The 12801-nt window shown below is 58.9% G+C and carries 6 protein-coding genes and 1 pseudogene; 3 read left to right on the forward strand and 4 right to left on the reverse strand.

Features of this window, described 5'->3' with window-relative positions:
* Nucleotides 1-5 precede the first annotated feature (5 nt).
* The 3 genes and pseudogenes from HF945_RS14845 to HF945_RS14855 form a co-directional block, all read right to left on the reverse strand.
* Nucleotides 6-1094: a YCF48-related protein gene (locus HF945_RS14845; protein ID WP_290523342.1), complete on the reverse strand. Its 1089-nt coding sequence runs from the start codon at nucleotides 1092-1094 to the stop codon at nucleotides 6-8.
* 128 nt (nucleotides 1095-1222) lie between these two features.
* A complete protein-coding gene (locus HF945_RS14850; RefSeq protein ID WP_290523343.1) occupies nucleotides 1223-2584 on the reverse strand; it encodes a DUF1329 domain-containing protein in 1362 nt (453 codons plus the stop codon).
* A gap of 22 nt (nucleotides 2585-2606) precedes the next feature.
* Nucleotides 2607-4298: pseudogene (locus HF945_RS14855) on the reverse strand (DUF1302 family protein).
* A gap of 630 nt (nucleotides 4299-4928) precedes the next feature.
* Between HF945_RS14855 and HF945_RS14860 the strand changes: the two are divergent.
* Together HF945_RS14860 and HF945_RS14865 are read left to right on the forward strand one after the other, a co-directional pair.
* Nucleotides 4929-6119, forward strand: a complete 1191-nt coding sequence (locus tag HF945_RS14860) for an efflux RND transporter periplasmic adaptor subunit (RefSeq protein ID WP_290523344.1) — start codon at nucleotides 4929-4931, stop codon at nucleotides 6117-6119.
* Nucleotides 6116-9259, forward strand: coding sequence for a multidrug efflux RND transporter permease subunit (locus HF945_RS14865; RefSeq protein WP_290523345.1), 3144 nt, complete (start codon nucleotides 6116-6118; stop codon nucleotides 9257-9259). Before HF945_RS14860 ends, HF945_RS14865 begins: the two co-directional genes overlap by 4 nt.
* A 620-nt stretch (nucleotides 9260-9879) precedes the next feature.
* On the opposite strand, the gene HF945_RS14870 is transcribed toward HF945_RS14865, so the two are convergent.
* A complete protein-coding gene (locus HF945_RS14870) occupies nucleotides 9880-11289 on the reverse strand; it encodes an aldehyde dehydrogenase (RefSeq protein WP_290523346.1) in 1410 nt (469 codons plus the stop codon).
* Nucleotides 11290-11623: 334 nt separating this feature from the next.
* Between HF945_RS14870 and HF945_RS14875 the strand changes: the two genes are divergently transcribed.
* Nucleotides 11624-12784, forward strand: a complete 1161-nt coding sequence (locus HF945_RS14875; RefSeq protein ID WP_290523347.1) for an amidohydrolase family protein — start codon at nucleotides 11624-11626, stop codon at nucleotides 12782-12784.
* The last annotated feature ends 17 nt before the right edge of the window (nucleotides 12785-12801 follow it).

Consider the following 12801-nt stretch of genomic DNA (forward strand, 5'->3'; position numbering starts at 1 on the left):
TCCGGTTACTCCTCGCCTTGAGTCTGGTGATTGTCAGAAGCATTGAGAGGAATCGGGATAACCCCTCCCAGACTGGTTGCGATCAGTGCATCTCCCGCCAGCAACAAGCTGGTATAGGGCACCGGCGGTGCCGGAAGATCCACAAAACCTTCTTCATCTGCACGACGCGCTTTCAAGCGCCCACCGGCACTGGCAAACACCGTCATGTCCGGGGTGCTCACGGCATCACTGATGCCCACATGAAAGCCTGCCTCCAGCTTTTCCCAGCTGTCGCCATGATCGAGACTCTGCCAGATGCTGCCACGCAAACCGTAGGCGATTAATTGCTGGTTGTTTCCGGTAATACCGAAGTAACTGCCTCGATAACCGGTTTCGATTTTTTCAAATTTTTTTTCGTCCTGGTTGAGTCGAAATACCGCTCCCCTTTCACCCGCGATATAAATATCATCACCGATTTTTTCCAGCGCATTCAGGTTCATGGCCATGGGATTGTCGATGCGGTGCAGCCACGGCTCCCAGCTTTCTCCACCATCGTTGGTATGGGCAATCATCCCGAAGGAGCCGACCACATAGCCTTCCTGTTGGTTTTCGAACAACACATCCAGCCAGGGAAGACTTGGCCCCTCGCGGAAATTCATCGCCATTTCATCCAGGTATTTGGCAGAGGCTTCGGCGTCAAAACCATTTTCTTGCTGGTAATAATCCTTGAAAGGCTTTTCTGACAGGCGTCCATCCAGCTGTCTCTGCCACTGTTGGCCACCATTGTCACTGTGCAGGATGAGGCCGTCATGCCCCACCATCCAGGCGTGATGGTCATCGAGCATGAACACACTGGTGAGATCGGAACTCACCGGCATGTCGACCTGTTTCCAGCTTGCGCCGGCATCCTCTGAACGCAGCACCACACCGCGCAGACCGGCGGCAATGATGACCGCATCATGGCCATCCACAGAGAGCAGCGGTTTTTTCCATGGCTCTTTGACCATGATCGGGGGTGTATCGAGAGGGTCCTGAAAGGGCGCTGCGGGAGCCGTGCCTGCCATCAGGGCACACAGCAGGGCACCGCCATGGGCCAGGGTGCGTAATCGCTTCATTATTGTTGTCCTGGATAGTTCGGCCGGCTGGTGCCGGCCGGGAAAGAATGAATGGCGGTGGCAGGCTCCCTTCCGCCCCGCCAGGTGTGGACACAACCGGGCTGGCCGTGGCGGCCAGCCGTTCTCACCTAGCGCACACCGGATGCACGGAGTGCATCAGGTACAAACAAGGTCTTGTTGATGACTTCATCGTGGGGACGCAGATAGTTTCGCTTGCTGCCACCCAGCCAGTTGGCCATGACATAGTTGTTTTTCACCAGGTCATACATGACGAAGGAGTTGGTCCAGTTGGCCTGCTTGTCGTACATGAAGATCGGGTTGATCATGCCCACGCGATAGAGCTCGCCGGCGTGATCATAGGTCTCCACCATCAGCATGGCCCAGGTGTCTTCATCGATATAGAAACGACGCTTGCTGTACACATGACGCGCGCCTTCCTTGAGGGTGGCTTCCAGCACCCAGACACGGTGCTTTTCCCAGCGCATGTAGTCCGGATTGATGTGGTCCTTGCCGAAGACCTCGTCCGGGTCCAGCCCGACCTGGTTCATGCGGTTGTTGTTGTAGGGCACCAGGATTTCCTTCTTGCCCACCATTTCAAAGTTGAAGCGGTCCGGGCGGCCTTCGAACAGGGACACCTCATCGTAGAAGATGGCGCCACCGTAACTGGATGCCGGGGTGTCATAACCGAAATCCGGAGCAATACGTACCCGACGCTGACCCGGGGTGTAGACATAAAACACCTGGTCGGCTTTCTGGTAATCCTGCGAGTAGTACCACAGCACCTGACGACCGGACTGGGCCGGCGGGCCCAGGTATTTGGCACGTACCTTCTGCTTGTAATCCCCATCCAGGCTGTCACGGGTGGTATCCTGGGTCAGCTTGTTGGATTGCAGATAGAGCTCGGCCAGCAGGGTACGGTGACCGGAGGCATCCACCAGATAGGACGGTGCCCGGTATTCCAGCGAGGCCGGTTCAGGACGGTTGAAGTGGTTCCAGAGCAGCTCATAACCGTCTGCCGGTTGCGGGAAAGGTACCGGTCCATAGGTGTTCTCTACCCCTTCACCATCGTGGACCAGTTTTGAACGCTCCGCATTCAGCTTCACCTGTTCGATTTCCCAGTCGCTGTAACGCTGGGTCCGATGGGTGGGATAGACATCCATGCGATAGGTGGGGAAGCGCTTCATCAGCCCTTTCATCCCTTCGGTGAGATGCTCTTCATATTGCCCCATGTTTTCCGGGGTCACCGAGTACAGCGGTTTCTCATCCGCAAACGGATCCAGGTACTGGCCGCGCCCGTCCTTGTGGCCTTCCGGTGCAGGAATGCCCTGGTCAGGATAAGCGGGAATGGAGCCATCCGCGTTGGCGCCTTTCACTGCACCCCACGGCGTCAGTTCTTCGGCATGCAGGACAGACGCCGCACCCAGGGAGAGCGAACCACACAACAGGGCGGTGATACTTTTTCGGGTAAAACTCTGTGTCATTGTCATCATTATTCCCCTGATAAAGGTGTGATTAGAACGAGGCTTCGAACGCCAGGGAAACCCAGTCCTTGTCATTCAGGAAGTAGTAACCGTTACCCTTGCTGGAATAGCCCGGCGTGGCATCGATATCCTTCTGGCGATAGTCATAACCGGCATAGGACAGGGTAAGGGAGTAGTTGCGATACAAGGTGGCGGATACCCCGGCGGAGTACACCACGGAGCCCTGGAAACCGCCGCTGAGGGTGGCACCGGTGCCGTAGGCACCCCAGGTAACGCTCATGGGCAGGGACAGATCCAGACCGGGAGCTGCTTGCAGCCACTCCGGCTCGAACCGGCCGGCCACATTGATCACATCACGGGTGGCACAGCCATCCCATTTGTCATCGCCCACCGGGCAGCCGTCATAGCCTTCGCCCTTGTAAAGGTGCTCATTCTCGTTGACGTCCATCAAGCGGCCCCAGGCCACTTCCAGTGCCGCACTACCGGTATCATAGAACGCGGTGGGTTCCAGGCCGGCCAGAGCGTTGATCACCATATGGAAGCTGTCGCCGGTGGCGCCTTCACTACCATCGGTGCCGGGCGCCGCTACGGCGGAGGAATTCAGGGCGGTGTTATGGCGGTAGGACATTTCTGCCCCCACACTCAAATCACCGATCTGTTTGTCGATGCTCAGACCGAACAGGTCCACCCCCTGGTTGTAGGACTGGTGGTAGCTTTCTGGCAGGCCCAGGGTGTTGAAGACGGCAATGGGCGCCCAGGGTTGGGTTTCATCCATACGCCGCTAGTAGGCACCCACGGTGCCGGCCAGGGCATCAGGGGTCCAGCGCAGGGACACACCATGGTTGTTATTGTTGTTGTCCGGCTCGAAGTTCTGTGCCCGGCGTGCGGCATAGCCATCCGGGAAGCCCGGTGTACCCGGCGCAATGAGTGGCCACTTGTCCGGCCCATTGAACATGAAGTCGATAAAGCCCAGGTAGGTCCCGCCTTCCGGGAAGCGGTTGCTTTCCCAGCCATAGAAATACTGGGCGGCCAGTGTCAGTTCGCGGGTCAGCGGGATCTGCATGTAAACCTGCTCACGGGGCAGGAACAGTTCGCTGAGATCCGAGCCTGGTGTAGCCAGGGACTTGCCCAGGTTAATCGGGCTCTGGGAATAGGAAATACTGTGGAAGCCCTGGAACAGGGAGGTGCCCCAGTACTGGGTCTGCTGCCCCACTTTCAACGACAGGAAGCGGTCTCCCAGGGGGATGTTGGCAAACACGAAGGCATCCAGCAGCTCTGCGCCTTCTACATAGTAGCGTTCGGTGTAGTGGGAATAGCGGTCGTTGTCGTAACTGCTACCCAGCGCGGCAAACTCCGGGGCCGTTTCCACCTTGTCATCGTAGGCGAAGTCTTTCCACACCGAGCCGCTAACCCGGGCACCGAACTTGCCCTTGTAGGAAATATCGAATTCGGAAAGCAGGGAAGAGCGGTTGGTGACAATGTCACCGCTGTCGCTGAACTTGTAATTCGATTCATCAAAACGGGGGTCGTAGGCAATATCATCATCAATGCCCTGCGTCCGCACGCCGACGATATGCCTGAAGGTGTTATCCCATCGGATCATCCAGTCCGGGTTGTAGCCGATCTCCATGGCCGTGGCCGGCTGGCTCAACAGCGCACTGGTGATTACCAGAGGCAATCCCAACGCCGGGGCCAGACTGGGTCGTAATGGTCTTATTCTCATTGTGTCCTCGCATTCCGCTCAAGTTCGCTAAAACGACACTGTCACCGTGGTTACCAGAATCCGCGCCCGGCCCTGCCGGCTGACTTGCGCCAACAGCAGTCGACCGTTTCAGGCAGAACCATTGAAGCCGGTTCATGAACCACGACTATCTTCTTAGTTCCCCGCCATTTAGCGACGGCTTGGCCGCCGACTCCAGACAGGAAATCCGTGAAAATGACGGCTTCCTACGAAACACGGCGGTCAAGCAGTCATATCCTGTGAAACAGCGCACACAAACAACCAAATAGCATCCGTAGAATACGCCGCCATTTTTTGGCACTGCCCAGGCACGCCATAATTCGCCTCTCCCAGCCAAATCCGATTATTTTCTGACCTCCCTCCCTTGCTGGCCGGTCCTGAATCAACAACATCGCAGCCAAACGTAAAATATGAAGATTTGTACGAACTGAGACAGTGGTCGCGTTTTTGTTTGCTGCCTGACGTTGGAAAAGGCGCTCGGCTCGCTGGCCACGATGAATGGACAACCGCTTGATTTCCCTCACAACCCTGTCATGCCTTCGTGCTAAGGTGTCAGCACAAAGACCACAAGGATTCGGTGGCGTACCACCGACGGATACGGAGATCAGCCATATGCGCTGGATGATATTGGGCCTGCCACTCACCGCCTTTTTACTGAGCGCCTGCGAAGAACCCGCCGCCCCCCAGGCACCCCCGCCGGAAGTCTTTGTGGTGACGGCCAGCGAGCAGCCCTACCAGCCGGAACGAACATTTACCGCGCGCATTGATTCGCGCAGCGATGTGAACATCACCGCCCAGGTGTCTGGCAAGCTTATCGCCGTACACTTCCGCGAAGGTGACAATGTGGAGGCCGGCGCCCCCCTGTTCGATATCGACCCGGCCCCCTACGAAGCCGCCCTGGCCCGCGCCCAGGCCGAGCACGAGCGCGCCCGCGCCACCCTGGCCGATGCCAAGAACAACCTGAATCGCGCCCACAAGCTCATCGACAAGGGCTACATCTCCGATTCGGAATACGACACCCTCAAGACCCGTAAACTGGAAGCGGAAGCGGCGGAACAGTCTGCCCGGGCGGCATTGGAAAGCGCCAAAGTCGATCTGTCCTACACCAGCATTTCCGCACCACAGGCCGGCCGGGTGGGCCGCTCCATCGCGTCCGTGGGGGATGTGGTCAGCCCGGGATTCGGCACCCTGACCACCCTGGTGGGGGGCAACGACATGCAGGCGGTCTTCCAGATTCCCGAGCGGCTGCTCACCGACGCCGCCATGAGTGAAAATCAGCCCAAGCCATCGGAAATCGAGGTGGGGCTGGAGATGCCCAACGGCAGCCAGTACCCCTATACCGGCAACATCGTCTATGTCTCCAACCGGGTGGACAGTCATACCGGCACAGTGGAAGTCCGCGCCGCCATGCCCAACCCCCGCGACCTGCTCCGCCCTGGCATGTTTGTTCAGGCCCACGTGCGCCTAAAGGACAGTCTGCAGGGCCTGATGATTCCCCAGGCCGCCCTGCAGGTGGATCAGCAAGGCACCTATGTCTTCACCGTGAACAAGGAAAATCGGGTACTGCGCAACAACCTGATGACCGGCGACCGGTTTGGCGAAAACGTACTGGTCAGTGAAGGTCTGCAACCCGGCGACAGGGTGATCCTGCGCGGCATCCAGAAAGTGCGCCCGGGCAGCGACGTGCAGGTGTCCGAATACAAACCCGCCACCGAACCCCATACCGGCAGTCAAACCGCTGCAGAAAACGATACCGCTGAAAACGGCGAAGCAGCAGCCACCTCAGGGAGTGACGCCCAGTGATCAGCGGCATCTTTATCCAGCGGCCCAAACTGGCCATGGTGGTGGGTCTGGTGATTACCTTCACTGGCCTGCTGGCCATGAAACTGCTGCCCATCTCGGAATATCCGGAAGTGGCGCCACCGCAGATTTCGGTGAGCGCCAGTTGGCCCGGCGCCTCGGCGGCGATCATGGAAGAATCCGTGGGCCAGGTGATCGAAGATGTGGTCAACGGGGTGGAAGGCATGGAGTACATGTCGTCCAGCTCCTCCAACAATGGCAGCTATTCTCTGTCGATCACCTTTGAGGTGGGCGAAGACCCGGACATGGCCCTGGTACGGGTGCAGAACCGGGTCAAACTGGCGGAACCCTCATTGCCGGCGGAAGTGCGCGCCCAGGGCCTGACCATCGACAAGCGCTCTCCGGACATTCTTTTTACCATCAACCTGTACTCCCCGGACGGCTCGCTGGACGAGCTTTTCATCGCCAACTACAGCCTGCTGAATGTGCAGAACCCGCTCAAGCGGGTGGAAGGCGTTTCGGATGTGAGCGTGTTCAGTGCCGCCGATTACTCCATGCGGCTGTGGATGGACCCGCCCAAGATGACCGCCCTGGGCATCACCCCGGACGACATCAACAACGCGTTGCGTGAGCAGAACGTTCAGGCACCGGCGGGCAAGATCGGCGCGCCGCCCTTCGACGGCAAACTCAGCACCGAGTATGCCCTGCAGCTGGAAGGCCGCCTCAAAGACGTAAAGGAATTTGAGAACATCATCCTGCGCGCCGACGAAAATGGCGCCATGGTGCGCCTGGGCGATGTGAGTCGCATCGAACTGGGCCAGCTTTCCTACAGCATTGCCGCCAACTACCAGAACCACCCTACCACGGTGATGGCCGCCTACCTGGCCCCCGGCGCCAATGCCCTGGCCACCGGCGATGCCCTGAAACAGGCCCTTGAAGAACAGAGCAAGACGTTCCCGGATGGGCTGGACTACGCCATCGGTTATGACACCACCCGCTATGTGGAAGTGGCCATTCAGCAAGTCACCACCTCATTGCTGATGGCGGTGGGCCTGGTCATCCTGATTACCTTTATCTTCCTGGGTGACTGGCGCCCGACCCTGGTGCCCACGGTGGTGATTCCGGTCTCCCTGATCGGCACCCTGGCGGTGATGCTGGTAGCGGACATGTCCATCAACACCATCACCCTGTTCGGTCTGATTCTGGCCATCGGCATCGTGGTGGATGATGCCATCCTGGTGGTGGAAAACACTGACCGGCATCTGCATGAAGACCCGAACATCAGCACCCGCGATGCGGTGACCCGCACCATGGAAGAAGTCACCGGCCCCATCATTGCCACCACCCTGGTGTTGCTGGCGGTATTCGTGCCGGTGGCGCTGATGCCGGGCATCACCGGCATCATGTACAACCAGTTCTCGGTGACCATCTGTGTGGCCGTGGTGATTTCCTCCATCTGCGCCCTGAGCCTGAGCCCGGCGGTGGCCAGCCTGGTCATACGCAGGGAGAAAGGCGAAGCCGCCTGGTATCGTGCTTTCAACAATGGCTTTGCCAAAGTCACTCTGGGCTACTCCCGGGTGGTCGGCGCCCTGCTGGGACGGCGAGGCCTCACCCTGGTGCTCTACGGGCTGATCATGGCAGGGCTGTTCTTCGCCGCCCGAGCCGTGCCCACCGGCTTTGTGCCGGCCGAAGACAAAGGCCTGCTGCTGGTCAACGTACAGCTTCCGGATGCTGCCTCCATCAACCGCACCGAGGCCGTGGTCGAGCAGGTGCAGACCCTGCTCAGCAATGATCCCGCCGTGGAGTCCGCCACCATGATCGCCGGCTTCTCCATGCTCACCGGCGGCGTGCAAAGTAACGGCGGTACCGGCTTTGTGGTGCTCAAGCACTGGGACGAACGCCCGGACTTCCAGGACATTTCCCTGGCCGTGTCGGCACGCGTCACCCAGCAGGCCTACCAGGCCATTCCGGAAGCGCAGATCCAGTCATTCCCACCCCCCTCGGTACCCGGCATGGGCGCAGTGGGCGGCCTGGAACTGGTACTGGAAGACACCCTGGGCCGCAGCCATGCGGACCTGGCCGGCGCCATGCAGATCCTCACCGCCGCCGCCAACCAGTCCACTCTGATCGGCAGCGCCTACACCAGCTTCCGGGCCAACGTGCCCATGTACCGGATCGATATCGACCGCAACAAGGCCAAGACCCTGCAAGTGCCGCTGACCAATATCTTCTCGGCACTGCAAAGCCATCTGGGCTCCAGTTATATCAATGACTTCTCCCTGTTCGGGCGCACCTTCCGGGTGATGATGCAGGCCGACCCGGAATACCGCTCGGACCTGAAAGATCTGGAACGGCTCTACGCGCGCAGCAACAATGGCGACATGGTGCCCCTCTCCACCCTGCTGACCACCGAACCGGTACTGGGGGCGGACATCAGCAACCGTTACAACCTTTATCGTTCGGCCATTCTGCGCGCCCAGCCCGGCGACGGTGTTTCCAGCGGCGATGCCATGGACGAGCTGGAACGGATTGCCGCCGAGGTATTGCCGGAAGGCTATCAGGTGGAGTGGACCGGGCAGAGCTATCAGGAACGCAAGGCAGGCAGCCAGATCGGCATCGCCTTTGCCCTGGCCATGGTGTTCATCTACCTGTTCCTGGTGGCCCAGTATGAAAGCTGGTCGATCCCGGCAGCGATCATTCTGGTAGTGCCCATCGCCGTGGCCGGCGCCATCGGCGGCCTGTTGATGGTAGGACAGATCGGCATTCCACAACTGGGGGCACTGGATCTGTTCGCCCAGGTGGGGCTGGTATTGCTGATCGGCCTGGCCGCCAAGAACGCCATTCTGATCGTGGAATTCGCCCGCGAACGGCGTGAGCAGGAAGGGCTGAGCATTCTGGAAGCCGCCGCCGAAGCCGGTCGCCTGCGTTTCCGCGCCGTGTGCATGACCGCCCTGTCCTTCGTGCTCGGCATCCTGCCGCTGGCCTTTGCCAGCGGCGCCGGCATGTTCAGCCAGCTTTCACTGGGGCATACGGTGATGTGGGGCATGCTGGCAGCACTGCTGATCGGCACCCCGATGATCCCGGCCTTCTACGCCATCGTGCAAGGCACCCGGGAAACCCTGAAGAGAAAGTTACTGAAGTAAACGCTGCGGGCTGTCCGACATGCGACAGCCCCGCCGTTAGCCCGAGGGCAAGAGGAGTTTCGAGCTATGAGCTATGAGCTATGAGCTATGAGCTATCAGAATTGTGTTTACCCGATGGCAGCCAGCAAGCTGCTGCTGACCTCACCACGAAACCACTGTAGGAGCGGTGGTTCCACCGCGATTATCCGCTTTAACCGGGTATCGCGGTCGAACGACCGCTCCCACAACAATATCCCGCCGCTGTAGGAACGTAGCGTAGCGAAGTAACGCACGCAGTGCGGCCCGCAGGGTGAGCGTAGCGAATAATTCCCTTCCAGGGGGCGAATCTTGCGAAGCGCGAAATCGACCGCAGGGCCGATCAGGGGCTCCAGGTTATGGCAGGTTTCAAAAAGGTGTTCACGAACTGGCAGAATCTTCCCTCGCCAGGGCTCGGGTTCGCGCCTCAAGATGCGCTCCTACAGTGGCATCGCTGCGCATACTAGCCCCAGCCGCTACGAATGCACCCAGCCTTTCCGCTAGTGAGATTTAAAGCGTGCAGCCTGTTGCGTTAAGCGTGTTGCTGCCTTCCAGGCATAAAAAAACCCGGCGATTTGCCGGTTTTTTTTATGCCTGGACGACCCCTACTTGATCATCTTCTTGATCATGTTCACCTTGTCCAGGTACGGCGCATAGCGCAGTTTGATGTCGAACAGGGTGGTGGCCTTGAGGATGCCGCGCTGGTGGGAGAAGGCATCGAAAGAGTTCTTGCCGTGGTAGGCGCCCATGCCACTTTCCCCCACACCGCCGAAGGGCAGGTTCGGGTTGGCCACGTGCATCACGGTATTATTGATACAACCGCCGCCGAACTGCATGTTGGCGAGCACGTGCTGTTCCACATCCTTGCTCTCGGTGAACAGGTACAGGGCCAGCGGGTGCTCCGGCAGTTTCTTCATGTTGCCGATCAGTTCATCCAGGGTGGAATAGCTGAGGATCGGCAGCACCGGACCAAAAATCTCTTCCTGCATGACCGCATCGTCCATGGTCACGTCTTTCAGAAGGGTCGGCGCAATGAAGCGCTGGCTGGCATCGGTTTCGCCACCCACCAGCAGCTTGGCCTTGTCGATCAGGCCGGCCACACGATCGAAATGACGGTCGTTGATCATCCGCCCCAGATCCGGGCTCTGCGCCGGGTTGTCGCCGTACCACTCTTTCAGGGTGGCCACCATTTCCTTCTCGAAGGCGTCCTTGATGTCGGCATGGACATGGATGTGATCCGGCGCCACACAGGTCTGGCCCACGTTCATCATCTTACCCGCCAGGGTACGACGAACCGCCACCTTCAGGTTGGCGTCCTTGTGGATGATGGTCGGGCTCTTGCCGCCCAGCTCCAGGGTTACCTTGGTCAGGTGCTTGGCCGCTGCCGCCATCACGATGCGCCCGACACGCGGGCTACCGGTAAAGAAGATGTGGTCAAAGCGCTGCTCCAGCAACACGTTGGTCACTTCGGTGCTGCCCTTGAAGGTAGTCACGAATTCATCACTGAAGCATTCCTTCATCATCTTCTCCACCACGTCGGCCACGGTGGGGTTCAGAGAGGACGGCTTCAGGACTGCAGTGTTGCCTGCGGCAATGGCACCGATCAGTGGCTGCACCAGCAGCAGGAAGGGGTAGTTGTAGGGGCCCATCAGCATGGTCACGCCCTGGGGAACGGACTCGATACGGCTACGGCCCGGCTGTGCCCACAGGGTGGTGCCCACACGCTTGGGTTTCATCCAGCTCTTCAGGTGCTTGATGGTGTGCTTGAGGTCTTCGTAGGCAGTGCTGATTTCGATATAGGCTTCAAATTCCGGGCGCCCGATATCCGCTTTCAGGGCTTCCTGAATCTCGGTCTGGTACTTCACCAGCGCGTCTTTCAGCTTCTTCAGCTGCTGGATACGGAATTCATAGCTCCGGGTGGCACCGGATTCGAAATAACGGCGCTGCTTGGCGACCGCCTCGGCAGCCCAGTCCTGGGACTGATTGATATTGTTGTCGTCGAGTACCGCACCCATGATTTGCCTCCTTGATGTGCCTGCAACCACTGCGATTGGAAACAGAGTGTTTCATGGGTGTCGAGACGGCACCATGAGATTTGTTTCTTTCAACTGACCAAAAACACCATGGTCTTGATGACAACCCCCAGAAAGAAACAGCGCGTGTCACTATGTATATCAGGTTGTCATTTTCCGCCCCCTCAGCAACCGGTAATGCATCCAGCGCACACTTACGTGTTCAGGCAGAGGCACCCCATGGCCGAATGATTTCAATTCACTTAGTATCAGACAGACTCTGCCCGGTTGTTTACCTGCCAGCGATACACAACTGGCCGCACATGGATGACTGGATATGGATCTTCTCTCGCTCGCAGGCGTTACCCGCCGCCTTCGCACTCCGATTCTGGCCCTGCCAATGGCCGCCGTGATCAGCGGTTGCGCCACCCTGGACGGGCTCAGCAACACCGATACCCGCAAGGACACCCCCCGTACCCTGGCGTCGCTGAGCCAGCCCAGTGACCAGCAGGTATGCTACGACCGCGATGCCGAGCCCTACACCCCACTGGTGGATGCCCATTTCCATCCCCGTCCGTTTGGGGGCGCGGCCATTCCGCCCGAAAAGCTCCATGGCATGCTGGAATCCCAGGGCGTACGGTTCGTGAACTACTTCGGTATCGGCCAGATTCTGGAACTGGACTCCGGCTGTAGCTATTACCTGGATTGCCCCGGCGTCACCGCCATGCCCAGCATCAAGAACGATTTCGTCAACGGCATGGAAACCGTGGCCTACCCCAATGACAACCTGCATATCACCCTGTCCATGACCTTCATGGACCTGGCTCACCCGGATAACATCGCCGAGCTTATCGAACTCTATGATCGCGAATACCCGGGCATGTTCAGCTGGAGCGGCGAACTCAACGTGATGAAGCAGGCGCTGCTGAAAAACAATCACGAGCCCGCCACCATCGAAAGCATCAACCAGTGGGGGCCTTTCATGGAGGTACTGAAAGAACGGGGCATCCCGGTAACCTTCCATTCGGATCTGGGCAATGATGCCCACCCCACCGAATTCCTGCCCCTGATGGAACACATTCTGGAAACCTACCCGGACAACAAGATCGTCTGGGCCCATATGGGCCTGTCCAAGGAGCTGGGCAATATGGATCCTGCCCGCCATGTGGAGATTCTCAGTGGTCTGCTCGATAGCTATCCCCACCTGATGCTGGATATCTCCTGGGACGTGCTCTACAACCAATACCATCAGTGGGGCGACATCTACGTGCCCTTCCTCAACAAGTACTCCACTCGCATTCTGCCCGGTACCGACTTCGTAGCTGCGGGTTACAAAGCCGATGACCAGTATGCCAAGGAGCTGGAAGTGACCAGCCGGGTCCTCAGGGCACTGGATGATCAGGCGTTCCACAACATTGCCCTGGGTGCGAACTACTTCAAGCTGATGGAGCTGGATTACAACGCTCCCAATGTCTGCCCGGCAGATACCGATAGCTGAGACCAACAAGAAGGGAA

The sequence above is a fragment of the Alcanivorax sp. genome, assembly GCF_017794965.1.
Classification (GTDB): domain Bacteria; phylum Pseudomonadota; class Gammaproteobacteria; order Pseudomonadales; family Alcanivoracaceae; genus Alcanivorax.

What these genes read in the sequence shown, in the direction of transcription:
- HF945_RS14845 (WP_290523342.1), bottom strand. Translation starts at nt 1,094, where the DNA reads ATGAAGCGATTACGCACCCTGGCCCATGGCGGTGCCCTGCTGTGTGCC.
- HF945_RS14850 (WP_290523343.1), bottom strand. Translation starts at nt 2,584, where the DNA reads ATGATGACAATGACACAGAGTTTTACCCGAAAAAGTATCACCGCCCTG.
- HF945_RS14860 (WP_290523344.1), top strand. Translation starts at nt 4,929, where the DNA reads ATGCGCTGGATGATATTGGGCCTGCCACTCACCGCCTTTTTACTGAGC.
- HF945_RS14870 (WP_290523346.1), bottom strand. Translation starts at nt 11,289, where the DNA reads ATGGGTGCGGTACTCGACGACAACAATATCAATCAGTCCCAGGACTGG.
- HF945_RS14875 (WP_290523347.1), top strand. Translation starts at nt 11,624, where the DNA reads ATGGATCTTCTCTCGCTCGCAGGCGTTACCCGCCGCCTTCGCACTCCG.